The following is a 23,199-nucleotide window of genomic DNA, read 5'->3' on the forward strand; positions in this document are numbered from 1 at the left end:
GCCGCCGCCACCGACGCCCACCCGGCGCTGATCCTCGCCGCCGTGGAGGCGGGCGTGCCCGTGTTCTGCGAGAAGCCCGTCGCCCGGACCATGCGGGAGGGCGTCGACGTGCTCAAGGCCGTCCAGGGCAGGGACGTGCCGATCCAGATCGGCTACAACCGCCGCTTCGACGCCGGTTTCGTCGCCGCGCGGGCCGCCGTACGCTCCGGCGAGCTGGGCACGCTGCACACCGTGCGCTCCACCACCCTGGACCCGGCCCCGCCGCCGGCCGCGTACATCGCCGGGTCGGGCGGCATCTTCCGGGACTGCTCGGTGCACGACTTCGACATCATCCGCTGGGTCACGGGCCGCGAGGTGCGCGAGGTGTACGCGGTGGGCGGGAACAAGGGCGCCGACTACATCCGCGAGGCGGGCGACGCCGACACCACGGGCGCGATCCTCACCCTGGACGACGGCACCATCGCGGTGATCTCCAACTCCCGGCACAACGCCCGCGGTTACGACGTCCGCATGGAGATCCACGGCTTTGAGGACTCCATCGCGGTGGGCCTGGAGGACAAGCTGCCGCTGCGCTCGGTGGAGCCGGGTGTGACCTTCCCGGCCGGGACCCCGCACGACTTCTTCATGGACCGCTTCACCGCCGCCTACCGGGCCGAACTCACCGCGTTCACCGAGGTGGTGGCCGGCAGCCGGCCCTCGCCCTGCACGATCGAGGACGCCCTGGAGGCCGGCTGGATCGCGGAGGCGTGCACGCTGTCGCTGCACGAGCACCGGCCGGTGACGATCGCGGAGGTCCGCAGCTGGTGACATCGACACCGGCACAGGTGCGTGGGCGGACGGCCGCCTCCCGGCGATGAGGGGCCTCGGCCCGCGCGCCGTACGACGCCGTCACGCCCGCGGCCCGGATGCGACGGTCCGGCCGGCCACGTGCGGGGTTCAGACGGTGGCGACCCGTACGTGGAGGTGGCCGTCGCGGGGGAACTCCGGTGGTGCGGCGGGCAGTACGGCGTCGAGGCCGTAGCCGGTCTTCTCCGCGACCCGGCAGGACGCGGAGTTGTCGACCTGGTGCAGCAGCCGGAGCCGGGTCGCGCCGGGGAAAGCGGTGAAAGCCCAGTCCGTCAGCGTGTTCAGCGCCCGCGGAGCCACTCCCCGGCCGCGCGCGTGGGCGGCGGTCCAGTAGCCGACCTCCGGCTGCTCCTCGTGGGGCGCCTTCAGGACGACGTGCCCCGCCAACCGCCCCTCACCGCCGTCCGGTTGTGCCTCCAGGACGGCGAAGGCGAGGCGCTCCCCGCTCTCCCAGCCGTCGCTCTGCACCCGCACCCAGGCCAGCGCATCCGCCTCGTCCCGCACGGTCACGGCGGCCCAGCGGCGCAACACCGGATCCTGGTACGCCTCGGCCACGGCGGCGGCGTCCTCGGGGCGCCACGGGCGCAGCAGCAGCGCGGGAGCCGACGCGGTGGCGCCGGCCTCCAGTCGCACAGGCCGCACCTGCCGTGCGGGTCGTTCCTGTCGTGCGGGTAGTTCCTGTCGTACGGCGGTCTCGTCCATGCCGGTCAGGCTAGGCGACGGGCCGTCAGGCCTTGCCCTCGCCCGGCGCCGCGACGGGTGCGGTGAGGTCCTCCTCCTCGGGGAGCTTCTCCACGTCGACGCCGCGGACCTGCGCCAACTCGTGTTTGAGGGCGGCGAGTTCGGTGCCGCCGGCCATGTGGTTGGTGAGTTCCTCCAGGCTGACCCGGTCGCGGTCGGCGGAGAGTTCCATGGTGCCCAGGCGCAGGACGCTGAAGTGGTCGCCGACCATGTAGGCGTGGTGGGGGTTGTGGGTGATGAAGATGACCCCGAGGCCGCGGTCGCGGGCGGCGGCGATGTACTTGAGGACGACGCCGGACTGCTTGACGCCGAGGGCGGCGGTGGGCTCGTCCAGGATGAGGACGCGGGCGCCGAAGTGGACGGCGCGGGCGATGGCGACGCACTGGCGCTGGCCGCCGGAGAGGGTGCCGATGCTCTGTTCGAGGTCGTCGAGGACGATGCCCATGTTGCGCAGTTCCTCGTCGGCGGTGCGTTTCATCGTCTCGATGTCGAGGCGCCGTACGGGCCAGGGGCCCTTGGTGATCTCGGAGCCGAGGAAGAAGTTGCGCCAGACGGGCATGAGGGGGACGGTGGCGAGGTCCTGGTAGACGGTGGCGATGCCACGGTCGAGGGCCTCGCGCGGGGTGGAGAAGCGCACGGGTTCGCCGTCGACGAGGAAGTCGCCCTCGGTGTGCCGGTGCAGCCCCGAGACGATCTTGATGAGGGTGGACTTGCCGGCGCCGTTGTCGCCCAGCACGCAGGTGACCCGGCCCGGATGCACGGTGAGGTCCACGCCGTGCAGGGCGCGGACGTTGCCGTAGGACTTGCCCGCGCCGCGCAGTTCGACCAGGGGGCGGTCCGCGCCGGCCGGAGCCGGGTCGGCGAGGACGGCACCGTGGCTGCCGGTGGTGTTGTCGTCGGTCATGAAGGTCACCTCCGGGTGGCCGTGCGCTGGACCCACAGATTGATCAGGACGGCGCCCAGGAGCATGACGCCGAGGAAGGCCTTGAACCAGTCGGGGTTCCAGCCGGCGTAGACGATGCCCTGCTGGACCATGCCGAACATGAAGGCGCCGAAGACCGGGCCGATCGCGGAGCCGTAGCCGCCGGTCAGCAGACAGCCGCCGATGACCGCCGCCGCGATGTAGATCAGCTCCTGGCCCACGCCCTCCCCGGACTGCACCGTGTTGAACGTGAACAGCTGGTGCATCCCGACGAACCAGGCGCCGAACCCGACCAGCATGAACAGCGAGATCTTGGTGAACGTCACCGGGACACCGACGGCGCGGGCGGACTCCTTGTTGCCGCCGACGGCGAAGACCCAGTTGCCGTACTTGGTGCGCAGCAGCACCCAGGTGGCCAGGGCGGCGAAGACCAGCCACCACACGACGGTGATCTTCACCTGGACGCCGCCCACGCCGAAGGACGAGGCGAAGATCTTCTTCGCCTGGCCGAAGCCGTCCATGGTGCTGATGTCGTCGGTGGCGACGTTGCCGGTGACCAGCTTGGTCACCGCGAGGTTCACGCCCTGGAGGATCAGGAAGGTGCCCAGCGTGACCAGGAAGCTGGGCAGGCCGGTCTTCACCAGCATCCAGCCGTTGAACGCGCCGATCCCCAGGGAGACGAGCAGCGCGACGACCACACCGACCCAGATGTTCATGGTCAGTTGGTAGCTGAGCATGGACGCGGTGAGCGCCGAGGTGATCACCGCGACACCGGCCGACAGGTCGAACTCCCCGCCGATCATCAGCAACGCCACCGGCAGCGCCATGATCCCGATCGTCGACGACTGGTACAGCACGTTCGCCATCGAACTGCCGTCGCGCACCGGCGGAGCGGTGACCAGGAAGAAGACGAACACCGCCACGGCACCGAGGAAGACACCCACCTCGGGCCGGGCCAGCAGCCGCAGCGCCGGTGGGCGCCGCGAGGTCCGGCCGTCACTCTGCTTACGGCCGGGGGCCGGCGGTGAGGTCACCGCCGGCTCGGCATGCCCCGTCACACTCATCACCGGGTGCCCTTCGCGGCGAACGCGGCGACCGCGTCCACGTTGGACTTGTCGACGAAGGCCGGACCGGTCAGCACCGGCTGCTCCCCGCCGCCCATGTAGTTGCCGTTGTTCTTGTAGAGCCACAGCGAGTCGATCGCCAGGTAGCCCTGGAGGTACGGCTGCTGGTCCACGGCGAACTCGATGGTGCCCGCGCTGATGGCGCCCGTCAGGTTCTTGTTCAGGTCGAAGGTGGCGATCTTCTGCTTGCCGCCCGCCTCGGACACCGACTGGACCGCGGTCAGCGCGTACGGGGCGCCGAGGGTCACGAGGTAGTCGATGGCGCTGTCCTGCTTGAGCTTGGCGGTGATCGTCGACTTCACCGACGGCATGTCCGTGCCGTTGACGTACACGGTCTCCGTGGAGCCGGAGAAGGTCTTCTTCACGCCGTCGCAGCGCTGGGTGAGACCGATGTTGCCCTGCTCCTGGATGACGCAGGCGACCTTCTTGGCGCCCTCGGAGTTCAGCCTGTTGCCGAGTGCCTCGCCGGCGACGGTCTCGTCCTGGCCGAAGAACTGCAGCAGACCGAGGTTCTTCCACTCGCTCACACCGGAGTTGAGGCCGACGACGGGTATGTTCGCGGCCTTCGCCTTGGCGAGGACGTCCTTGAGGGCGTCCGGCTTGGCGAGGGTGACGGCGATGCCGTCGACCTTCTGGTCGATCATGTTCTGCACCAGGGTGGCCTGGTTGCCCGCGTTGGGGTCGGCGGAGTAGACGAGTTTGACGTTGTCCTTGGCGGCGGCGGCCTCGGCGCCCTTGCGGACGATGTCCCAGAAGGTGTCGCCGGGCGACTGGTGGGTCACCAGTGCGACGGTCATCCGGGGTGTCGTGGCCTTGCCGGCGGAGGCCTCACCCGCTCCGTCCTCGGCCTTCTTGCCGCCGGAGCTGCTGGAGCAGCCCGCGAGGGTCAGGGCGACCGCCGCGGCCATGGCCACGACGGGGGCGATTCTGCGGGAACGGGCGGGAGACGAGCTGTCCATCTTTCCTGCACCTCACTGTGCGACAGGGGAACGACGGGAAAAAGGGGAGTCGATCACGAGGATCCGGGCCCGAGCCCGGAGGCCGGGAACTGCGGCGCTGCTGGGACGGGATCCAATCCCGTGGGGCGCCCGCTGTCAATACTTTGTTAAGACATCATTTCACGAGCAGGTCCGAATGTAAGAACAAACCATTGACATCGGACGGGGCGGGCCCTACACCTGAGGGGCGATCTCTACCCCGCGTACCGGGGGGTCACCCACCGCCCGAGGAGGTGCCCGATGCCGAGGACCGGTGACCGTCCGCCGAGACCCGGTGAGCGAACCCGCGCCACGTCAGGACCGGCGCTGGACGCACTGGACTTCACGCTGGACCGCACCAGCCCGGTGCCGCTCTACCACCAGCTCTCCCAGCAGCTGGAGGCGGCCATCGAGCACGGGGCGCTCACGCCGGGCAACCTGCTCGGCAACGAGATCGACCTGTCGACCCGGCTCGGCCTGTCCCGCCCGACCGTCCGCCAGGCCATCCAGTCACTGGTCGACAAGGGCCTGCTGGTACGCCGTCGCGGCGTCGGCACCCAGGTGGTGCACAGCCAGGTGAAACGGCCGCTGGAACTGAGCAGCCTCTACGACGACCTGGAGGCGGCCGGGCAGGGACCGACCACGCAGGTGGTCCGCAACGAACGCGTCCCGGCGACGGCCGATGTCGCCGCCGCGCTGGGCATACCGGAGGGCGCCGAGGTCACGCTCCTGGAGCGGCTGCGCTCGACGCACGGACAGCCGGTGGCGTTCCTGTGCAACTACCTGCCCCCCGCCCTGCTGGACCTGGACACGGCACGGCTGGAGGGGACCGGCCTGTACCGGCTGCTGCGCGCGGCGGGCGTCACGCTGCACAGCGCCCGGCAGACCATCGGCGCCCGCTCCGCCACCGCCGAGGAGGCCGTCCTGCTCGCGGAGAGGACGGGGGCGGCCCTGCTGACCATGCAGCGCACGGCGTACGACGACTCGGGGCGCGCGGTCGAGTACGGGACGCACGTCTACCGTGCGTCCCGCTACGCGTTCGACTTCCGGCTGCTGGTCAGACCGTGAGGACCACCGGCGCTCCCCGAGAGCCGCCGGTGGCAACCTGCGGAAGGACTAGCGGGGCGCCATCCGCAGCGCGCCGTCCATGCGGATGGTCTCCCCGTTGAGGTAGTCGTGGTCGACGATCGCCAGGGCCAGCTTGGCGTACTCCTCGGGCTGGGCCAGCCGCTGCGGGAAGGGCACTCCGGCGGCGAGCGAGGCGCGGAACTCCTCGGAGACGGTGGCCAGCATCGGCGTCTCCACGATGCCCGGAGCGATGGTGCAGACCCGGATGCCGTACTGCGCGAGGTCGCGCGCCGCGGGCAGGGTCAGACCGACGACGCCGCCCTTGGACGAGGAGTAGGCGGCCTGGCCGATCTGACCGTCGTAGGCGGCGATGGAGGCGGTGTTGACGATGACGCCCCGCTGGCCGTTCTCGTCGGCCTCGGTGGCGGCGACGGCCTCGGAGGCGAGCGCGAGGACGTTGAAGGTGCCGACCAGGTTGATCTGGATGACCTTCGCGTAGAGGGCGAGGTCGTGGACGCCCTTCCTGCCGAGGATCCGCATGGACGGGCCGATGCCCGCGCAGTTGACCACGGTGCGCAGCGGCACGCCCGAGCCGGCCGCGATGGCGACGGCGGCCCGCACCTGCTCGGGGTCGGTGACGTCGGCGGGCACATAGGTCACGCCGCTGACCTCGGGCGCCTTGTCGATGCCGTCCTTGAGGTCGAGGGCGAAGACTCGCGCACCGCCCTCGGCGAGGGCCTTCGCGGTCGCCGCGCCGAGGCCGGACGCACCGCCGGTGACAAGGGCGGCGGTGTTCTCGAGCTGCATCATCACTCCTTGCCGAGGGCGGTGAGCGCACCGCCCTCGTTCCGGTCCAGCGCACGGGAGATGATCATGCGCTGGATCTGATTGGTTCCTTCGAAGATCTGCATGACCTTCGCCTCGCGCATGTAGCGCTCGACGGGGAAGTCACGGGTGTATCCGTACCCTCCCAGGACCTGTACCGCGTCCGTGGTCACCTTCATCGCGTTGTCGGTGGCCACGAGCTTGGCGATGGACGCCTCCCGCGTGAAGGGGAGGCCGGCGTCCTTGAGTCGGGCGGCGGCGAGGGCCATGGCGCGCGCCGACTCGGTCGCCGCGCCCATGTCGGCGAGAACGAAGGCCAGACCCTGGTGCTCGATGATCGGCTTGCCGAACGTCTCCCGCTCGCGGGCGTAGCGCACGGCGTGGTCCAGAGCGCCCTGGCCGAGGCCGGTGGCGACGGCGGCGATACCGAGACGGCCGCAGTCCAGGGAGGCGAGCGCGATCTTCAAGCCCTGCCCCTCCTGCCCGATGAGCCGCTCGACGGGCACCCGTACGTCGTCGAGCCGCACGGTGGCCGTGGCCGACCCCGTCAGCCCCATCTTCCGCTCCGGCGGGTCGACGCCGAGCCCCGGGGTGTCCGCGGGGACGAGGAAGCAGGAGATGCCGCGCGCCCGGTCGTCGGAGGTGCGGGCCATCACCGTGTAGAAGTCGGCGTACCCGCCGTGCGTGGTCCACGCCTTCGCGCCGTTCAGCACGTACTCGTCGCCGTCGCGCACCGCACGCGTGAGCATGGCCGCCGGGTCGGAGCCGGCGTGCGGCTCGGAGAGGCAGTACGCGCCGAGGAGTTCCCCGCCCAGCATCTCGGGCAGCCACTTGGCCCGCTGTTCCTCGGTGCCGAAGCGGGCCAGCGGGAAGCAGGACAGCGCGTGCACGGAGATACCCACGGCCACGCTGGCCCAGACGGCCGCGATCTCCTCGACGACCTGGAGGTACACCTCGTACGGCTGCCCCGCTCCGCCGTGCTCCTCGGCGAAGGGCAGTCCGAGCAGTCCGCTGCGCCCGAGGGTGCGGAAGACGTCACGGGGGAACGCCCCGTCCGCCTCCGCGTCGGCGACCCGGGGTGCGAGTTCCCTGACGGCGAGGGTGCGCGTCAGCTGGATGAGGTCGACGGCTTCCTCGGTCGGCAGGGCGCGAGTGGCGGGCATGTCGACCTCCACGAAGTGATACTGGAAAGAGTACGAACGTATCATTCACAGTACGGCATGGGGGCGTGACGGAGCACCCGCACGCGAGTTCGAGGAGGAGGCCCAGGACGGGACGGGAGGGGGCTCAGGACGACACGGCGTGCACGATGAGCGACGCGAGCTGCTCGTAGGCTTCGGCGTCGGTCAGCCCGGTGCGTGCCTGCAGCTCGCCCTGCTGGATCTGGCGCATGGTCGCGGCGGCGACCTCGCCGACGAACGCGGTGTGCACCTCACGGAAGGCACCGCCGGAGACCCCGTCCGCGATCAGCCGCCGTACCCGCTCCGCCGCCATGCGCGTATTGGCCTCGTACACCTCGCGCGCGGGCGGGAACTCGGCCACGTCGTCGAGGAAACGGCGGGAGAGCGGCCGCAGTTGCTCGGCGACGGCCGTCAGGTAGACACGGACCCGGTCCGAGGGGTCGTCCGTCTGCGCCACCCGCTTCTCGACGGCCTCGGTCGCCCCGCGGAAGTAGTGCTTGACGGCCTCCACGACCAGCCCCTGCTTGCTGCGGGCCAGCTGGTACAGCGTGGTCTTGGAGCAGCGCAGCCGCTCGGCGAGATCGTCCAGAGTGAGATCGGAGAACCCCTCCGCCGCCAGCAGCACGACGAGCCGCTCCAGCAGGTCGGCCTGTCGGGCGGTACGGCGGGAGGACGGCATGATCCCAGAATATCCGCGCCGTCACCGCGCCCGGCCGCCCGGTGGCCGACCGCGCACCGAACGCACCGAAGCCGCCCTCTCACGAATGAGAAAGCGGCTTCCGACCTGCGATGAAGCTGGTCGGGACGACAGGATTTGAACCTGCGACCCCTTGACCCCCAGTCAAGTGCGCTACCAAGCTGCGCCACGTCCCGGTGCGGTCCCACGGATTTCCGCGTGATCGCGCGAACAGCACTTTACCCCACCGCGGGCGGTACGCCGAAAGGGGCACCGGCGCGCGACAATCGGCCCATGGGCGCTACGAGGAGCAGCGAGGACGACGCGCGGGACCGGGACGAGGAAGGGCGGGCGCGCAGCGCACGGCCGCGGGACGGGCTGGGGCGCCCCCTGCCGTACGGGACGGCCGGGGTGGAGCGCCAGCCCGAGGGGGTCGTACGGCGGCCGCAGGACAGTGTCGCCGAGGCGCAGGCGCTGCTGGATGCCGGGAAGCCGTTCCACGCGCACGAGGTGTTCGAGGACGCCTGGAAGTCGGGGCCGCGGGAGGAGCGGGGGCTGTGGCGGGGACTGGCCCAGCTCGCGGTGGGTCTCACCCACGCCGCCCGCGGCAATCTCACGGGCGGGCCCCGGCTGCTGGGGCGCGGGGCGGCGGCCGTGGAGGAGTGGGCCCACGCCACCGGGCGGTGGCGGCCCTACGGGATGGACCTCGCCGCGCTGGCGGGCTGGGCGCGGCGGCTGGCCGCGGAGGTGGAGGCGTCGGGTGCCGCGGTGGACGCGGGCGCCGTGGCTCCGAAGCTGCTCTGACACCCGCCACCGTCACTGTCGGTGGCGTACGGCAGACTCGGGGTCGTGCGAAAGATTCATGTCATCGGTATCGGCGCGGGCGACCCCGACCAGCTGACCCTTCAGGCGGTCCGGGCGCTGCGGAGCACGGACGTGTTCTTCGTCCTGGACAAGGGCGAGGTGAAGAGCGACCTGACGCAACTGCGCCGGGACATGCTGGACACGCACATACCGGATGGCGGCTACCGGGTGGTGGAGGCCCGCGACCCGGAGCGGGACCGCCGCGCGGGCGGCGCCGCCTACTCCCCCGCCGTCGGTGACTGGCGCAGCGCCCGCGCCGGGATCTACGAGCGGCTGATCGCCGAGGAACTCGGCGCGGACGAGAGCGGCGCGTTCCTCGTGTGGGGCGACCCCGCGCTGTACGACAGCACGCTCGGGATCCTGGAGGAGGTGCTGGCGCGGGGCGCGGTGGCCTTCGAGTACGACGTGGTGCCCGGCATCAGCAGCGTCTCGGCACTCGTCGCCCGGCACCGCACGGGCCTGAACCGGGTGGCCCGGCCGGTGCAGATCACCACCGGGCGGCGGCTCGCCGAGGGCTTCCCGGAGGGGGTGGACGACGTGGTGGTGATGCTCGACGCCCACCAGACCTTCCGGCAGTACGCCGGCCAGGACGTCGACATCTACTGGGGCGCCTACATCGGCACCCCGGACGAGATCCTCGTCTCGGGCCCGCTCGCGGAGGCCGGCCCCCGCATCGAACGGCTGCGTGCCGAGGCCCGCGAGCGCAAGGGCTGGATCATGGACACGTATCTGTTGCGCCGCAACCCACGGGACGCGTAGGGCGTGTCGTAGCGCAACCCGGCCGGACCGCATCCGCGTGCGGGGCGGGGCGGCCGGTGTGATCGTGACCTCGTGACAGTCACCGAGGAGTCGGCGGGGTCCGGGGGATCCACGGAGCCCGCGCCGGCCGCCACCCAGCCGCCCGTCCTCGACCCGCGCCGGCGCAACATCGTCTTCGTGACGATCGTGCTGGGCATGCTGCTGGCGGCGCTGGACCAGACGATCGTGGGCACCGCCCTGCCGACGATCGTGTCGGACCTCGGCGGCGCCGAGCACATGTCGTGGGTGGTCACCGCCTACCTCCTCGCGGAGACCGTCGCGACCGTCCTGGTCGGCAAGTTCGGCGACCTGTTCGGCCGCAAGGTGGTCTTCCAGGTCTCCGCGATCATCTTCATCACGGGGTCGTTCCTGTGCGGTCTGGCCACCGACATGATGCTGCTGATCCTGTGGCGGGCGATGCAGGGCATCGGCGCGGGCGGCCTCATGGTGACCTCCATGGCGCTGATCGCCGACGTCATCCCGCTGCGCGAGCGCGGCAAGTACCAGGGCGCGATCGGCGCCGTGTTCGGGGTGGCCACCGTCGTCGGGCCGCTGCTGGGCGGTCTGTTCACCGACCACCTGTCGTGGCGGTGGGCGTTCTACGTCAACGTCCCCATCGCGATCGTCGTCGTGTTCGCGGCCGCCCGCACCATCCCGGTGGTGAAGTCGGCGGCCCGTCCGGTCATCGACTATCTGGGCATCGCGCTGGTCGCGGTCGGCGCCAGCGCCCTGATCCTGGCGACGAGTTGGGGCGGCAACGAGTACGCGTGGGGTTCGGGCGTCATCATCGGCCTGTTCGCCGGCGGTCTGCTGGCCCTCGCCGGGTTCTGCTGGGTGGAGACGCGGGCGCAGCAGCCGATGCTGCCGATGCGGCTGTTCCGCAGCCCCGTCTTCACGGTCTGCTCGATCCTCAGCTTCATCGTGGGCTTCGCGATGCTCGGCGCCCTGACCTACCTGCCGACCTACCTCCAGTACGTCGACGGCGACTCCGCGACCGTGTCCGGCGTGCGTACCCTGCCGATGGTGCTGGGGCTGCTGATCGCGTCGATCTTCAGCGGCAACGTGGTCAGCAAGACGGGCACGTACCGCGTGTTCCCCATCGTCGGCTCGCTGGTGATGGGCGTCGGGCTGTACCTGATGTCGCTCATGGACCCGTCCACGGGCGCCTGGCTGGAATCGCTGTTCATGTTCGTGCTGGGCACCGGCATCGGCCTGTGCATGCAGGTGCTGACGATCGCCGTGCAGAACACCGTCGAGTACGCCGACCTGGGCACCGCCACCTCCGGCGTCACCTTCTTCCGCACCCTGGGCAGCGCCTTCGGCACGGCCGTCTTCGGCACCATCTACGCCAACGCCCTCGCTCCCAACCTCGAGGAGGGCATCGCCTCGGCCACGGCGACGGGCGCCGACCCGGCGACCGTGTCCCGGGCCGCGACGAGCCCGGAGGCGCTGCACCAACTGCCCCCGGACACCGCCGCCCCGCTCGTCGGGGCGTACGCCGACACCATCCAGACGGTGTTCCTGTGGACGGTGCCGGTCGCCGCCCTCGGCTTCGTCGTCGCCCTGTTCCTCAAGCAGGTCCCGCTGCGCGACAGCGCCCGCAGGACCTCCACCGATCTCGGTGAGGGGTTCGGCTCGCCGCACGACGCGAACGCGCAGCGGCTGCTGGAGACGGCCGTCGCGAAGATCATCGGCAGGGCGGACGCGGACATCACGCGCCGGATCGTCGCCGAGTCCGACACCCGGCTCGACGTGGCCGGGGCGTGGGCGGTGATGCAGGTCGAGCTGTTCGACCGGCTGGTCGGCCACGCCAGCCTCGGGCTGATCGCCGCCCGCCACCACATGCCGCCGGAGGTGCTGCTGCCGGTGTTCGACCGCATGGTCGACGAGGGCTTCCTGAGCCGGCACGGCTCTCTGCTCAGCCACACGGAGGCCGGCGCGCGCGAGGCCCGCGTGATCACCGAGGCGTGGGGCGACTGGCTGGAGGAGCGGGTCCGGCAGGACATCGGCCGCCCGGCGGGCAGCGACCTGCGGGCCGCCGTGGACACCATCGCCAAGCGGCTGGTGGTCGAGGACCTCAGCGCGGGCCTGACCCGGCGGACACCGGCGCTCGCCCCGGCCGCACCCTGAAAACGGGATGCCCGCCGGGTCCGCGGACCCCATACTCGACGCATGCCGCCCGCCCCCGTCCGCTTCCGCGATCCCGCCACCGTCCTCTCCGACCACGCCGCGTCGGCGCTGGTCAGGTGCCCGCGCTGCGCATGCCTCGCCCACTACGGGCGGCGCGGCGGGCAGAGCCCCGAACACCGGGTGGTGTGCCGCTCCTGCGGTCTGTCCCGGCCGGCGGGGAGGCCGGCGCTGTGGCTGTCGGCCCGTACCCGGCACGGCGAGATATGGGCGTACAACCTCGAACACCTCGATCTGCTCCGGCGGTTCGTCGCCGCCTCCCTGCGGGAGCGGGACCCGTGGTACGAGCACGGCCGCAAGATGACCTACATCGCCCGGCTGCCGGCCTGGATCAAGAGCGCCAAGAACCGCACCGAGGTGCTCCGCGTGATCGACCGGCTGCGCGCCTCCGTCACGGCGCGCTGAACCCCAGCCGTTCCAGCGCCCCCACCACATCCGCGACCGCCGTCACACCGTCCGGCAGCGGCGGCCGGCGGACGACGACGACGGGCAGGCCGAGCCGGCGGGCGGCCGTCAGTTTCGCGGCCGTGGCCTCTCCCCCGCTGTCCTTGGTGACCAGCGCGTCGATGCGGTGCTCCCGCAGCAGCTCCAGCTCGCCGGTGACGGTGAACGGGCCGCGGGCCAGGACGAGTTCGGTGTCCGGCGGCAGCGGCGGCCCCGGCGGCTCCACCGACCGGACGACGAAGTGCGTGCCGGCCAGGTGCGCGAAGGCGGCCAGGCCCAGGCGTCCCGTCGTCAGGAACACGCGCCGGCCCACACCGGGCAGCAGTTGCGCCGCGTCGGCCAGGGAGGCGACCGGGTGCCAGCGGTCGCCGGGTCCGGGCCGCCAGCCGGGCCGGCGCAGCACGACCAGGGGCCGTCCGGCGGCCGTCGCGGCGTGGGCCGCGTTCGCGGTGATGCCGGAGGCGAAGGGATGGGTGGCGTCGACCACGGCGTCCACCCCGTGCTCGCCCAGCCAGGCCGCGAGCCCTTCGGCCCCGCCGAACCCGCCGACCCGTACGTCCCCCGCGAGGGCGCCGGGCCGGGACACCCGCCCCGCCAGCGACGAGGTCACCCGGACACCGGGGCGTGCCGCCAGGACGGCGGCCAGTTCACGCGCCTCGGTGGTGCCCCCGAGGACCAGGACATGGGCGGACATGACGTCGAGCCTACGAGGCGGGGTGGCGGGCGACCGCGCCGGGACCGCGGTCAGCGCACCAGCAGCTGGACGCCTCCCACCACGGTCGCCGCGATGACGAGCCGTTCGAACAGCCGCTGGTTGATGCGGTGCACGGCCCACCTGCCGAGCAGCGCGCCGGGGACGACGAACGCCACGAGCGCCGCGTCCAGGAGCAGGGAGCGGCCGTCGATCAGGCCGAGCCCGACGCTGAACGGCACCTTCGAGACGTTGACGATGAGGAAGAAGAACGCGGAGGTGCCGAGGAAGCCGAGTTTGCGGAAGCCCGCCGAGAGCAGGTACATCGACATCACCGGTCCGCCCGCGTTGGCGACCATCGTGGTGAAGCCGCCGAGGACGCCGTACGAGCGGGCCTTCAGGCGGCCGGCGCGGGTGACCACGGCGTCGGGGTCGTCGGCCTTCTCCGCGGTGCGCCGCCGCCACAGCGTGACACCCGTCATGAACAGCAGGATCGCGCCGATCGAGGTGCGCACGGCCGCGTCGTCGGCCCACATCAGGAACAGCGTGCCGGCGACGACGCCGGCCGCGACAGCGGGGAACAGCCGCCACAGCGTGGGCCAGTGGGCGTGCCGGCGGTAGGTGAGGACGGCCAGCACGTCCCCGGCGATCAGGATCGGCAGCAGGACGCCGGTGGAGTCGCGGGCCGGCAGGACCGCGGCGAAGATCGCCAGGCTGACCGTGTTGGCCCCGCTGACCGCCGTCTTGGAGAAGCCGACCAGCAGGGCCGCGACGGCGAGGACGGCGAACTCCCAGCCGGTGAGGTGCCACAACGTCATCATGTTCATGCGGGGACCGATGCTACGCACACCTAACGGGTCGCGGTGAGGGGGGTTCACCCGCCGGCTCCGGGGAGCTGCGGTCCCGGTCGTCGCGTCCTGCCTAGTGGCGCTCGACCAGTACGGCGCTGCCCTGCCCCACGCCGACGCACATCGTCGCCAGGCCCCGCTCCGCACCGGTGCGCCGCATCCGGTGCAGCAGGGTGGTGAGGATGCGGGCGCCGGAGCAGCCCAGCGGATGGCCGAGGGCGATGGCGCCGCCGCTGGGGTTGACCAGCTCGGGGTCGATGCCGAGCTGGTCCACGCAGGCCAGCGCCTGTGCGGCGAACGCCTCGTTGAACTCGGCCTCCTGGAGGTCGCCGACGCTCCATCCGGCGCGGGTCAGCGCCTTGCGGGTCGCGGGGACCGGGCCGATTCCCATCACGTCGGGGTGGACGCCGGCGGAGGCGCCGGCGACGTAACGGCCGAGGGATTCCAGGCCCAGGTCGTTCAGGGCCTCCTCGCTGACCAGGAGGAGACCGGCGGCGCCGTCGTTCATCGGCGAGGCGTTGCCCGCGGTGACCGTGCCGCCCTGCCGGAAGACGGGTTTCAGCGCGGCGAGCCGGTCGTGGGAGGTGTCCTCGCGGATGCATTCGTCGGCGTCCACGACGACGCCGTCCGGGCGCCGTACGGGCAGGAGTTCGTCGTCGAAGTGGCCGTTCTTGCGGGCCAGCGCGGCGCGCTGGTGGCTGCGGAGCGCGAAGTCGTCCTGCCGCTCGCGCGAGATGCCGTACCGCTGGGCGACCTCCTCGGCGGTCTCGCCCATCGCCAGCAGACCGTGGAGGTCCTTCATGGCGGGGTTGACCAGGCGCCAGCCGAGTCGGGTGTCGACGGTCTCCACGCGGTGCGGGAGGGCCTCGTCGGGGCGGGCGAGCACGAAGGGGGCGCGGCTCATGGACTCGGAGCCGCCCGCGAGCACGATCTCGGCCTCGCCCGCGGCGATCGTGCGGGCCGCGGCGGTGACGGCCTCCATGCCGGAGGCGCACAGCCGGTTCACCGTGGCGCCGGGCACGGTCTCGGGGAGTCCGCCGAGCAGGGCCGCCATGCGGGCGACGTTGCGGTTGTCCTCGCCGGCCTGGTTGGCGGCGCCCCAGTACACGTCGTCGATCCGGGCGGGATCGAGCGCGGGCAGGTCGGCGACCAGGCCGCGGACGACGGCGGCGGCGAGGTCGTCCGGCCGTACGGCGGACAGGGCGCCGCGCAGCTTTCCGATGGGGGTGCGGCGGGCGGCCGCGAAGTGGACGGGACGCACGACTGGGGTCTCCTGACCGACGACGACGCTGCCTTAATTAGCACTGCTAGTTTCGGACTATAGACCGCGGTGAGGCCCCCTGGGAAGGACCCCGGAGCCGCGTCCGCACCCCTGCGCGAGCCGTGTTTGCGCCGATTCGCCCTGGGCACCCGCGCCCCCATGGAGTGGTTGCGCAGTGCCGCCTGCGTCGGTGAGGACCCCGAACTGTTCTTCCCCGTGGGGGCGTCGGGACCGGCCCTGCGGGAGACCGCGGACGCCAAGCGGGTCTGTGCCCGCTGCCCGGTGACCGCCGACTGCCTGGAATACGCCCTGGTGAGCGGGCAGACGTCCGGGGTGTGGGGCGGGACCGGCGAGGCGGAACGCGCCGACCTGCTCCGTACCGCACGAGACGACGTGAGAAGGAGAACCTCCGTATGACTGTCGTGAAGAGTCCGCTCCCCGAACCGGCCCGACAGGTCACCTTCGACGCCCTGCAGAGCACCCTGGTCGATCTGCTGGGCATCTCCCTGATCGGGAAGCAGGCGCACTGGAACATCGTCGGCCCCCGCTTCCGCTCGATCCACCTCCAGCTCGACGAGGTGGTCGCCACGGCCCGCTCGTACGCCGACACGGTCGCCGAGCGTGCCGCCGCCCTGGGCCTGCCGCCCGACGGCCGGCCGGAGACGATCGCCTCGGCGTTCACCCTGCCGGCACCGAAGGACGGCTGGCTGCGCGACGAGGACGTGGTCGAGGTGATCGCGGAGACCCTGGGCGAGGCCATCGGCCGGCTGCGGGAGCGCATCGACGCGACCGCGCAGCCCGACCCGGTCACCCAGGACCTGCTGATCGGCATCACCGCCGAGCTGGAGAAGCAGCGGTGGATGTTCGAGGCGGAGAACTGGCCGCGCGAGAGCTGACCACCGGCACGACGCCCGCTCGACAAGGACGGAAGGGCATGCCATGACCGACGCCCTCGAACTCGACGCGCTGTGGGAGGACTTCCACCGCGTCGTGAACATGACCTCGCAGGAGCTGGCCGCCTGGCTCCGGGTGCGGGACGCCGACGAGACCACGGAGGCGCTGCCCGACGAGGCGGGCACCCCGACCGGCCAGCATGTACTGGCCATCCTGCAGAAGCGGCGCACCGACCTCACGGAGGACGACCTGCGCGTGATGCGCGACGTGGTGGACCAGGTGGCCGATCAGACGGACATGGCGGACGAGCCCACGGCGGAGGACACCGCCCTGCGCCACCGGCTGATGACGCTGGGCCACGATCCCCTCAAGCCCTGAGCCCGGACCCGCTCAGACCGTGGCCCCGCCGCCGCCCGTGAGGCGGCTCAGGGCCGCGGACACCAGCGTCCGCACGCCCGGCACGACCACCGACAGGTCCGGGGCGAACAGCGGACTGTGGTTGCCGGGCACCGCGTCGATCTTCTGGGCCAGTTCCTCGCCCGGCGCCGCCTCCCACACCCCGGCCGGCGTCGAGGTCACGTACCAGTAGTCGTAGGGCACACCGTCGGGCGCGAGCAGCGAGAAGTCCTCGCTGCCCATCGCCCGGCCGAAGTCGAACACCTGGTCCGCGCCGAAGAGTTCGCGGTGGACGGCGGCGATCTCCTCGTCGAGCGCCGCGTCGTTGACGGTGACCGGATAGCCCGGGTTCGGCGTGACCTCGGGCGGTACCGGACAGCCGGCCGCCGCGCACTCGCCCTCCACGATCCGCCGGATCGCGGCGAGGACCCGCTCGCGCACCCGGGTGTCCTGGGTGCGCACGTTCAGTGAGAGGCGTGCCTCGGCGGGGATGATGTTCGGCGTGGTGCCCGCGTGGAACCGGCCCACCGTCACCACCGCGGACTCGCTCGCCGCGACCTCGCGCGAGACGACGCCCTGGAGCCGGGTGACGACGTACGCGGCCGTCACCACCGGGTCGACGGTCGACTCGGGCCGCGACCCGTGACCGCCCACGCCGTGCACGACGATCTCCAGGTCGTCCGAGGCCGACAGGGTCAGCCCCGGTGTGTGCGGATAGAAGCCGGCCAGGCCGGGCGTGACGTGCTGGCCGAGGAGCACGTCGGGGCGCGGGAAGCGCTCGTGCACCCCGTCCGCGACCATCGCCGCCGCCCCGCCCTCCGCCTCCTCCGCGGGCTGCCCCACCACGACGAGCGTGCCGCACCAGGTCTCACGGGCGGCGGCCAGCGCCTCGGCGGCCCCCGCCAGCCAGGTGATGTGCAGGTCGTGGCCGCAGGCGTGCATGACGCCGTCGACGGTGGAGGCGTAGCCGAGGCCGGTGGCCTCGCGTACGGGCAGCGCGTCCATGTCGCCCCGCAGCCACACCACGGGCCCGTCGCCGTGGGCCAGCACACCGACCACGCCGGTACGGGCGACGCCCTCCGTCACCGCGAACCCGGCCGCCCGCAGCCGCCCGGCGAGCCGGGCGGCCGTACGGTGCTCGCGGAAGGACAGCTCGGGATGGCGGTGCAGGTCCCGGTAGAAGTCCTCCAGGTCCGCGCCCTTCAGCCCCGAGGTGATCTCCAGGGCCAGGCGCGCCACTCCGGCCGGATCGCTCACTTCGCTCCCCCTTCTCGGCGGACAGCACCTCGGCGGACACCTGCCCCGGCCCGTGTGCGTCCCGCCGGGTTTCCGCGCCCCGCCGGGAAACGATCGGCCGAACGGTCGAGTTCCGCCCGCGATCCCTGGCCGTTCGGCCGAGGTGCGCGCACGGAACCGCGTGGAGATCGCGGCCTGGGCCCGGCAGCACGGCCACGCCCGGCCGGCGTCCTGAGGACGCGGGCTCGCGGTGACGCGGGCCGGCGGTGACGCGTGGTCAGAGTCCGGTCATCGGCAGGTCGAGGAGGCGGACCAGGGTGCGCAGGACCCCGTTGTCGTTGTTGGAGGGTGCCCGGTGGCGGGCCCGCCGGACGACCTCGGGGTGGGCGTTGGCCATGGCGAAGGACCAGTCGGCGGCGTCCAGCATCTCCAGGTCGTTGAGGTAGTCGCCGAACACGACGGTCTGCGCGGGCGTGATGCCCAGCTCCCGCTGGAGCCGGCGCAGGGCGGCACCCTTGTTGGCGGTGCGGTTCATGACGTCGACCCAGTGTTCGCCGGAGACGACGACCTGGTGGGTGTCCGCGAACGGCGCCAGGGCGGGTGCGGTGCTCTCCGCGACCGACCCGAAGTCGAACAGGGCGACCTTGATGACCTCGTCCCCGACGGCGGTGGCATCCTCGACGACCTGGTGGCTCAGGTAGTAGCGGCCGACCTCCGCGAGGAAGGCCTCGTCGGCCCGCTCGACGTAGGCGGACCGCTTCCCGCAGACGACGGCCCCGACGTCGGCGCCGCCCGCCACGAGCCGCCGTACGGCCTCGACGACGCGGGTGACCACGGCGGGGTCCAGCGGATCGGAGCTGAGTTCCTCACCGTCGCGGACGACGTAGGTGCCGTTCTCCGCTATGAAGACCATCCCGTCGGCGACCTCGGCGAACTCGCGGGCCAGCGTGGCGTACTGCCTGCCGCTGGCGGGGCTGAACAGCACGCCCCGCTCCCGCAGCAGCGCGAGGACCTCCCAGAGCCCGTCGGGTGTCCGCTTGTCGTCGTCGAGCAGCGTGCCGTCCATGTCGGTGACGACGAGACGGATGTCGGCGCTGCCGGCCGACGGCTCGGGAGCGGCCAGCTGAGGGGCGTGGGAGTAGGGCATGTCCTGCTTCCTGTACGGGGGTGACCGGATTGTCACCCTACCGGGGCCCCGGAGCCGGTCGCGGGCGGACTGCCCGCCCCTCACCGCGGGCAAGATCCCCCTGCACCGCCGCCACGCGCACGGTTCTGGAGGAGGCACTGGAGATCACCCCGTCGCGCACACCGCTGTTCAGCTCCGACGCCTGGAGTGTCGGCGCCCGCCGGGTCTACCGGCTTCCCGACGGACTGAAAGTATGATCAAGCAATGTCTGACTTGACCGATACCACGCCCGGCTGGCTGAGCCAGGACGAACTCGAAGTCGCTCGCTCCCGCATGCCGATCCTGTACGTCGAGGCCGTGCCCGTGCGCGTCGACGACAGCGGCGAAGTCACCAAGATCGGCCTGCTGCTGCGGATAGGACCGGAGGGCAACGTCAGCCGGACGCTGGTCTCGGGCCGGGTCCTGCACCACGAGCGGGTCCGCGACGCACTGCTGCGGCACCTGGAGAAGGACCTCGGCCCGATGGCGCTGCCCCATGTCCCGGCGTCCCTGCAGCCCTTCACCGTCGCGGAGTACTTCCCGACGCAGGGCATCACGCCCTACCACGACCCGCGTCAGCACGCGGTGTCGCTGGCCTACATCGTGCCGGTGACCGGTGACTGCCGGCCCCGGCAGGACGCCCTGGACCTGGTGTGGTTCGACCCGCAGGAGGCGGCCTCGCCCGAGGTGCAGACCGAGATGCCGGGCGGACACGGCTTCCTGGTGCGGCAGGCGCTGGCCCACGTCGGCCAGTCGGCCTCCTGAGCGGCGTGGGCCGCCCTGGCGCCCTGCCGGCCCAGCGCGTGGTGTCGATCGGCGCCGCCGCGCGCCGGCCCTGCACCCTCGTGGTGTGCCGGGGCTGCTGCTGCGGCGACACCCGCAAACACCCCGGCTACGACCACGGCTGGCAACTGGAGCGCCTGCGCGCGGCGGCCACCGCATCGGCGGGCGGCTTCGAGGTCCGTACGACGGACTGTCTGGGCCCCTGCGACCAGGCCAACGTGATCGTCGTCCAGCCGTCCGGCGCGGGCCGCCGGGCGGGCGGCCGGGCCACCTGGGTCGGCTTCGCCATGGACGACGACTGCACCGAGGACGTCCTGAGCTGGGCGGCGGCGGGCGGTCCGGGCGTCGCCGCGCCCCCGGCCACCCTGGAGCTCCAGTTCATCGACCCGCCCCGCCCCGCGCGCGCCCGCAGGTGATCCGCGCGGCCGGGCGGGCTGTCCCGAGCGGGCCCGCCGCTCAGAGCAGCCCGGCCGCCCGCGCCGGGCTGCCGTCCGCGGGGCTGTCGTCCACCGCGCTGCCGTCCGTCCGGCTGTCGTCCGCGAGGCTGTCGTCGAGGAAGCCGCCCGACTGGTGCTGCCACAGCTTGGCGTAGGTACCCCGTGACGCCAGCAGCTCCTGGTGGCTGCCCTGCTCGACGATCCGCCCGCGGTCCAGGACGACCAGGCTGTCCATGCCGGCCACAGTGCTCAGCCGGTGCGCGACGACCAGCGCCGTCCGCCCCTCCATGAGCCGCCACAGCGCCTCCTGGACGAGGAGTTCGCTCTCGGAGTCCAGCGCGCTGGTCGCCTCGTCGAGGAGCAGGATCGGCGCGTCCCGCAGGATCGCGCGGGCGAGCGCGACCCGCTGCCGCTGACCGCCGGACAGCTTGATGCCGCGCTCGCCGACCAGGGTGCCGAAGCCCTCCGGCAGCGCGTCGGCGAACTCGGTGACATGGGCCGCGTCGGCCGCGCGGCGGATCTCGGCCTCGGTGGCGTCCGGCCGGGCGAAGGCGATGTTGTCCCGCAGCGTGCGGTGGAACATCGCCGGGTCCTGCGGGACGTAGGCGATCAGGCCACGCAGGTCGGCCTGGCGGAGCCGGCTGATGTCCTGGCCGCCGACGAGGATGCGTCCGCCGTCGATGTCCGTCATCCGCAGCAGCAACCGGGTCAGGGTGGTCTTGCCGCCGCCGGACCGGCCGACGAGACCGAGCTTCGCCCCGCTGGGCACGGCCAGGTCGAGCCCGTCGAAGAGGGGTGCGGCGCCGCCGTGGGCGAAGGTCACCCGCTCGAAGCGGACGTCGGCGGCGGTGGGCCGCAGCGGCTCCGGCACCTCGGGGTCACGCACGGTCGGCGGCGACAGCAGCAGTTCGGTGAACTGCGCGGCCTCCGTCATCGAACTCTCCAGACGGCGGTAGATCTGGTTGAACTCGAACATGATCCGGGTCGCGTTGGCGTAGTACATGAAGGCCACCACGACGGCCTCCACACCGTGCCCGCCCCCGCCGAGCGCGACCGCGAGCAGCAGGCCGAGCGCGTTGGTCAGCACCGACAGCGGCGCGACGAGGGTATCGATGCGCAGATTGCCGTAGTCCCACGACCGCAGCGTGAGCCGCCGGGACAGCGCGACCCGGGAGCGGTGCTCGGCGGCCTCCCGCTCCTCCGCGGCGAACGCGCGGACGGTGTCCATGTTCATCAGGCTGTCGGCGACATGGCCGGAGACCCGCGCGATCGCCTCCTCGCGCTCGGCGACGAGCGCCTGCCGGCGCCGGATCAGCGGCACCACGCACACCGCGGTGAAGGTGATCATCGTCAGCAGCCCGACGACGAGCAGCGGTTCGTAGCGCCACAGCACCACCGAGCCGAACAGCAGCGGTACGAGAGCGCCCACGATCTGGAACGTCAGCGTGTCGACGAACTCCTCGTAGCGGGAGGCGAAACTCAGCACGCGTTTGGTCAGCGACCCGGCGAAGTTGTCGTGGAAGAACGCGGCGTCCTTGGCGAACAGTTCGTCCATGCCGATCACGTACAGATGCTCGATGCCGAGCGCGTCCAGACGGTTCAGACAGTGCAGCCCGGCCCGCCACAGCGCCTCCGCGACCAGCAGCACACCGGCGAAGCCCAACACGTACGGCAGCGCCGGGCCGACCCCGAGACCCTGGTCGCCCGCGAGGCGGCCGACGAGCTTGGCGACGACCAGCGGGGCCAGGTAGTTGATGCCGATGTTGCCGAGCGCCGGCAGCAGCATGGCGGGAAGGGTCAGCCACCGGAGGCGGGCCAGCTCCCGTCCGTAGTAGCGCAGTGCGAGCAGTACCGAGCCCTTGCCGGGCATGACCTTGCCTGCTGCGGACGATCCCATCATCACCCCGTGCGGTCGTAAGGTCACCGGCCGTACCCGACCTTCGCAGTGTCGCGCGACGGCTCCCGCCGAGTCCAAGGAATTACGGACCTGACGGCACGGGTACTCCCCGTGCGCCCCCGGAGGGCTCCGGCGGCTCCGCCGCCCCGGCTGGATGAACGGGGACAGGGAACCCGGCCGACGGGACCGCCGACGACAGCTTCGCGAGGACGGCCGGGAGGCGATGACCGTGATCGCCGTGGATCCGACGGACAGCGCCTCGCTGCTGGCTGCCTTCGGCGCTCTGGGCGTGCTGGTGGTGATCTTCGCGGAGTCGGGCCTGCTGGTCGTCGGATTCTTCCTGCCCGGGGACGCGCTGCTCCTCCCGGCCGGCGCGTTGTGCGCGGCCGGCGGCCATCAGGCGCCGCGGCTGGAGCTGTGGCAGGTGCTGGTCTGCGCCGGCGTCGGCGCCGTGGCGGGTGCGCAGGCCGGGTTCCTGCTCGGGCGGCACGGCGGGCGGGCGCTGCTGGCCCGTACCTCGAACCGGCGCCTGCGAGAGGGCACGGCACGTGCGGAGAGGATGCTGGCCCGCTACGGCTACGGCAAGGCCCTGGTGATCGGCCGCTTCGTGCCGTTGCTGCGGACGGTGCTGCACCCGGCGGCCGGTGCTCTCGGCGTGCCCACGCGGACCTTCACCCTCTGGCAGGCCGTCGGCGGACTGCTGTGGTCGCAGAGTCTCGTCCTGGCCGGCTACGCCCTCGGCTCGTCCGTCCCGCACGTCGAGGCGTATCTGCTGCCGTTCGTCGCCGCGGTCGTCGCGCTCTCCCTGCTGCCCCTGCTGGCGGAGGTGCGCCGCGCACGCCGCGACCGGCGTCCGCCGTCGCGGTGAGGGCTCCGGTTCCCGCTCCCTTCCGGTTTCCGCCCGTTCGTCGCGGGCACCCGGCGGGCACAGGACTCCC

Annotated in this window: 25 protein-coding genes and 1 tRNA gene; 12 read left to right on the plus strand and 14 right to left on the minus strand. The window is 72.2% G+C overall.

Annotated elements, in window-relative coordinates; translation table 11 throughout:
* On the plus strand, positions 1-807 hold an 807-nt coding region (locus tag BZL64_RS12525; RefSeq protein WP_086769090.1), incomplete at its 5' end, for a Gfo/Idh/MocA family protein.
* A 129-nt stretch (positions 808-936) separates the two neighbouring features.
* On the opposite strand, the gene BZL64_RS12530 is transcribed toward BZL64_RS12525, so the two are convergent.
* Genes BZL64_RS12530 through BZL64_RS12545 form a run of 4 tightly spaced genes read right to left on the minus strand, consistent with a single transcriptional unit; the run spans position 937 to position 4,592 of the window.
* A complete protein-coding gene (locus BZL64_RS12530; protein ID WP_086769092.1) occupies positions 937-1,548 on the minus strand; it encodes a GNAT family N-acetyltransferase in 612 nt (203 codons plus the stop codon).
* A 25-nt stretch (positions 1,549-1,573) separates the two neighbouring features.
* Complete coding sequence (locus tag BZL64_RS12535) at positions 1,574-2,491, minus strand: ATP-binding cassette domain-containing protein (RefSeq protein WP_086769136.1); 918 nt, start codon at positions 2,489-2,491, stop codon at positions 1,574-1,576.
* 5 nt (positions 2,492-2,496) lie between these two features.
* The gene (locus tag BZL64_RS12540) at positions 2,497-3,573 is read right to left on the minus strand and encodes an ABC transporter permease (RefSeq protein ID WP_167396132.1); all 1,077 of its coding nucleotides are present in this window, start codon (positions 3,571-3,573) and stop codon (positions 2,497-2,499) included.
* Entirely contained in the window at positions 3,573-4,592 is a 1,020-nt protein-coding gene (locus BZL64_RS12545) for a sugar ABC transporter substrate-binding protein (protein ID WP_086769096.1), read from the minus strand. The genes BZL64_RS12540 and BZL64_RS12545 overlap by 1 nt, the downstream gene beginning before the upstream one ends.
* 279 nt (positions 4,593-4,871) lie before the next feature.
* On the opposite strand from BZL64_RS12545, the gene BZL64_RS12550 reads away from it, so the two are divergent.
* The gene (locus BZL64_RS12550) at positions 4,872-5,678 is read left to right on the plus strand and encodes a GntR family transcriptional regulator (RefSeq protein WP_086769098.1); all 807 of its coding nucleotides are present in this window, start codon (positions 4,872-4,874) and stop codon (positions 5,676-5,678) included.
* Positions 5,679-5,726: 48 nt separating this feature from the next.
* On the opposite strand, the gene BZL64_RS12555 is transcribed toward BZL64_RS12550, so the two are convergent.
* From BZL64_RS12555 to BZL64_RS12570, 4 genes are all read right to left on the minus strand, one after another.
* Positions 5,727-6,485: an SDR family NAD(P)-dependent oxidoreductase gene (locus BZL64_RS12555; protein ID WP_086769100.1), complete on the minus strand. Its 759-nt coding sequence runs from the start codon at positions 6,483-6,485 to the stop codon at positions 5,727-5,729.
* A 2-nt stretch (positions 6,486-6,487) separates the two neighbouring features.
* Positions 6,488-7,666 carry an acyl-CoA dehydrogenase family protein gene (locus BZL64_RS12560; protein WP_086769138.1) on the minus strand — a complete coding sequence of 393 codons (1,179 nt, stop codon included), beginning with the start codon at positions 7,664-7,666 and terminating at the stop codon, positions 6,488-6,490.
* Positions 7,667-7,790: 124 nt separating this feature from the next.
* Positions 7,791-8,363 carry a TetR/AcrR family transcriptional regulator gene (locus BZL64_RS12565; protein ID WP_086769101.1) on the minus strand — a complete coding sequence of 191 codons (573 nt, stop codon included), beginning with the start codon at positions 8,361-8,363 and terminating at the stop codon, positions 7,791-7,793.
* Between the two features lie 117 nt (positions 8,364-8,480).
* Positions 8,481-8,557, minus strand: a tRNA-Pro gene (locus BZL64_RS12570).
* Positions 8,558-8,654: 97 nt separating this feature from the next.
* On the opposite strand from BZL64_RS12570, the gene BZL64_RS12575 reads away from it, so the two are divergent.
* From BZL64_RS12575 to BZL64_RS12590, 4 genes are all read left to right on the plus strand, one after another.
* Positions 8,655-9,164 (plus strand): DUF309 domain-containing protein, encoded by a 510-nt coding sequence (locus BZL64_RS12575; RefSeq protein WP_086769102.1) that lies wholly within the window; start codon positions 8,655-8,657, stop codon positions 9,162-9,164.
* A 45-nt stretch (positions 9,165-9,209) separates the two neighbouring features.
* Positions 9,210-9,983: a precorrin-6A synthase (deacetylating) gene (cobF, locus tag BZL64_RS12580; RefSeq protein ID WP_086769140.1), complete on the plus strand. Its 774-nt coding sequence runs from the start codon at positions 9,210-9,212 to the stop codon at positions 9,981-9,983.
* A gap of 72 nt (positions 9,984-10,055) precedes the next feature.
* Complete coding sequence (locus BZL64_RS12585; RefSeq protein ID WP_086769104.1) at positions 10,056-12,152, plus strand: MDR family MFS transporter; 2,097 nt, start codon at positions 10,056-10,058, stop codon at positions 12,150-12,152.
* Positions 12,153-12,194: 42 nt separating this feature from the next.
* The gene (locus BZL64_RS12590; protein ID WP_086769106.1) at positions 12,195-12,614 is read left to right on the plus strand and encodes a hypothetical protein; all 420 of its coding nucleotides are present in this window, start codon (positions 12,195-12,197) and stop codon (positions 12,612-12,614) included.
* Here the strand turns inward: BZL64_RS12590 and BZL64_RS12595 are convergent.
* The 3 genes from BZL64_RS12595 to BZL64_RS12605 all read right to left on the minus strand — a co-directional run bounded on the left by BZL64_RS12595 (position 12,601) and on the right by BZL64_RS12605 (position 15,453).
* Entirely contained in the window at positions 12,601-13,347 is a 747-nt protein-coding gene (locus tag BZL64_RS12595) for a cobalt-precorrin-6A reductase (protein WP_086769107.1), read from the minus strand. The two genes, BZL64_RS12590 and BZL64_RS12595, sit on opposite strands and share 14 nt — an antisense overlap.
* A gap of 50 nt (positions 13,348-13,397) precedes the next feature.
* Positions 13,398-14,171 (minus strand): sulfite exporter TauE/SafE family protein, encoded by a 774-nt coding sequence (locus BZL64_RS12600; RefSeq protein WP_086769109.1) that lies wholly within the window; start codon positions 14,169-14,171, stop codon positions 13,398-13,400.
* A 94-nt stretch (positions 14,172-14,265) separates the two neighbouring features.
* Positions 14,266-15,453 carry a thiolase family protein gene (locus BZL64_RS12605; RefSeq protein WP_086769111.1) on the minus strand — a complete coding sequence of 396 codons (1,188 nt, stop codon included), beginning with the start codon at positions 15,451-15,453 and terminating at the stop codon, positions 14,266-14,268.
* 159 nt (positions 15,454-15,612) lie between these two features.
* Between BZL64_RS12605 and BZL64_RS12610 the strand changes: the two genes are divergently transcribed.
* Genes BZL64_RS12610 through BZL64_RS12620 form a run of 3 tightly spaced genes read left to right on the plus strand, consistent with a single transcriptional unit; the run spans position 15,613 to position 16,725 of the window.
* On the plus strand, positions 15,613-15,870 hold the full coding sequence (locus tag BZL64_RS12610; protein ID WP_086769142.1) for a WhiB family transcriptional regulator: 258 nt from the start codon (positions 15,613-15,615) through the stop codon (positions 15,868-15,870).
* Complete coding sequence (locus BZL64_RS12615) at positions 15,867-16,349, plus strand: Dps family protein (RefSeq protein ID WP_086769113.1); 483 nt, start codon at positions 15,867-15,869, stop codon at positions 16,347-16,349. Before BZL64_RS12610 ends, BZL64_RS12615 begins: the two co-directional genes overlap by 4 nt.
* Positions 16,350-16,392: 43 nt before the next feature.
* The gene (locus tag BZL64_RS12620; RefSeq protein ID WP_086769115.1) at positions 16,393-16,725 is read left to right on the plus strand and encodes a DUF3140 domain-containing protein; all 333 of its coding nucleotides are present in this window, start codon (positions 16,393-16,395) and stop codon (positions 16,723-16,725) included.
* Positions 16,726-16,737: 12 nt separating this feature from the next.
* Here BZL64_RS12620 and BZL64_RS12625 read toward each other — a convergent pair whose 3' ends face one another.
* Together BZL64_RS12625 and BZL64_RS12630 are read right to left on the minus strand one after the other, a co-directional pair.
* Positions 16,738-18,000 carry an amidohydrolase gene (locus BZL64_RS12625; RefSeq protein ID WP_086769117.1) on the minus strand — a complete coding sequence of 421 codons (1,263 nt, stop codon included), beginning with the start codon at positions 17,998-18,000 and terminating at the stop codon, positions 16,738-16,740.
* Between the two features lie 256 nt (positions 18,001-18,256).
* Entirely contained in the window at positions 18,257-19,126 is an 870-nt protein-coding gene (locus BZL64_RS12630; RefSeq protein WP_086769118.1) for a Cof-type HAD-IIB family hydrolase, read from the minus strand.
* 243 nt (positions 19,127-19,369) lie between these two features.
* Here BZL64_RS12630 and BZL64_RS12635 point away from each other — a divergent pair, with 243 nt between their 5' ends.
* Together BZL64_RS12635 and BZL64_RS12640 are read left to right on the plus strand one after the other, a co-directional pair.
* Positions 19,370-19,909, plus strand: coding sequence for an NUDIX hydrolase family protein (locus tag BZL64_RS12635; RefSeq protein WP_086769120.1), 540 nt, complete (start codon positions 19,370-19,372; stop codon positions 19,907-19,909).
* A gap of 47 nt (positions 19,910-19,956) precedes the next feature.
* Positions 19,957-20,343: a hypothetical protein gene (locus BZL64_RS12640; protein ID WP_086769144.1), complete on the plus strand. Its 387-nt coding sequence runs from the start codon at positions 19,957-19,959 to the stop codon at positions 20,341-20,343.
* A 40-nt stretch (positions 20,344-20,383) separates the two neighbouring features.
* Here BZL64_RS12640 and BZL64_RS12645 read toward each other — a convergent pair whose 3' ends face one another.
* A complete protein-coding gene (locus BZL64_RS12645; protein WP_425276039.1) occupies positions 20,384-22,234 on the minus strand; it encodes an ABC transporter ATP-binding protein in 1,851 nt (616 codons plus the stop codon).
* A gap of 256 nt (positions 22,235-22,490) precedes the next feature.
* Between BZL64_RS12645 and BZL64_RS12650 the strand changes: the two genes are divergently transcribed.
* A complete protein-coding gene (locus BZL64_RS12650) occupies positions 22,491-23,129 on the plus strand; it encodes a DedA family protein (protein WP_086769147.1) in 639 nt (212 codons plus the stop codon).
* Positions 23,130-23,199 lie beyond the last annotated feature (70 nt).

The organism is Streptomyces bobili, from assembly GCF_002154575.1.
Lineage (GTDB): Bacteria > Actinomycetota > Actinomycetes > Streptomycetales > Streptomycetaceae > Streptomyces > Streptomyces bobili.

Excerpts from the sequence above, each read along its gene's own strand:
- BZL64_RS12530 (WP_086769092.1), bottom strand. The coding sequence starts at position 1,548 with ATGGACGAGACCGCCGTACGACAGGAACTACCCGCACGACAGGAACGA.
- BZL64_RS12535 (WP_086769136.1), bottom strand. The coding sequence starts at position 2,491 with ATGACCGACGACAACACCACCGGCAGCCACGGTGCCGTCCTCGCCGAC.
- BZL64_RS12540 (WP_167396132.1), bottom strand. The coding sequence starts at position 3,573 with ATGAGTGTGACGGGGCATGCCGAGCCGGCGGTGACCTCACCGCCGGCC.
- BZL64_RS12545 (WP_086769096.1), bottom strand. The coding sequence starts at position 4,592 with ATGGACAGCTCGTCTCCCGCCCGTTCCCGCAGAATCGCCCCCGTCGTG.
- BZL64_RS12550 (WP_086769098.1), top strand. The coding sequence starts at position 4,872 with ATGCCGAGGACCGGTGACCGTCCGCCGAGACCCGGTGAGCGAACCCGC.
- BZL64_RS12555 (WP_086769100.1), bottom strand. The coding sequence starts at position 6,485 with ATGCAGCTCGAGAACACCGCCGCCCTTGTCACCGGCGGTGCGTCCGGC.
- BZL64_RS12560 (WP_086769138.1), bottom strand. The coding sequence starts at position 7,666 with ATGCCCGCCACTCGCGCCCTGCCGACCGAGGAAGCCGTCGACCTCATC.
- BZL64_RS12565 (WP_086769101.1), bottom strand. The coding sequence starts at position 8,363 with ATGCCGTCCTCCCGCCGTACCGCCCGACAGGCCGACCTGCTGGAGCGG.
- BZL64_RS12575 (WP_086769102.1), top strand. The coding sequence starts at position 8,655 with ATGGGCGCTACGAGGAGCAGCGAGGACGACGCGCGGGACCGGGACGAG.
- BZL64_RS12590 (WP_086769106.1), top strand. The coding sequence starts at position 12,195 with ATGCCGCCCGCCCCCGTCCGCTTCCGCGATCCCGCCACCGTCCTCTCC.
- BZL64_RS12595 (WP_086769107.1), bottom strand. The coding sequence starts at position 13,347 with ATGTCCGCCCATGTCCTGGTCCTCGGGGGCACCACCGAGGCGCGTGAA.
- BZL64_RS12600 (WP_086769109.1), bottom strand. The coding sequence starts at position 14,171 with ATGAACATGATGACGTTGTGGCACCTCACCGGCTGGGAGTTCGCCGTC.
- BZL64_RS12610 (WP_086769142.1), top strand. The coding sequence starts at position 15,613 with ATGGAGTGGTTGCGCAGTGCCGCCTGCGTCGGTGAGGACCCCGAACTG.
- BZL64_RS12615 (WP_086769113.1), top strand. The coding sequence starts at position 15,867 with ATGACTGTCGTGAAGAGTCCGCTCCCCGAACCGGCCCGACAGGTCACC.
- BZL64_RS12620 (WP_086769115.1), top strand. The coding sequence starts at position 16,393 with ATGACCGACGCCCTCGAACTCGACGCGCTGTGGGAGGACTTCCACCGC.
- BZL64_RS12630 (WP_086769118.1), bottom strand. The coding sequence starts at position 19,126 with ATGCCCTACTCCCACGCCCCTCAGCTGGCCGCTCCCGAGCCGTCGGCC.
- BZL64_RS12635 (WP_086769120.1), top strand. The coding sequence starts at position 19,370 with ATGTCTGACTTGACCGATACCACGCCCGGCTGGCTGAGCCAGGACGAA.
- BZL64_RS12645 (WP_425276039.1), bottom strand. The coding sequence starts at position 22,234 with ATGCCCGGCAAGGGCTCGGTACTGCTCGCACTGCGCTACTACGGACGG.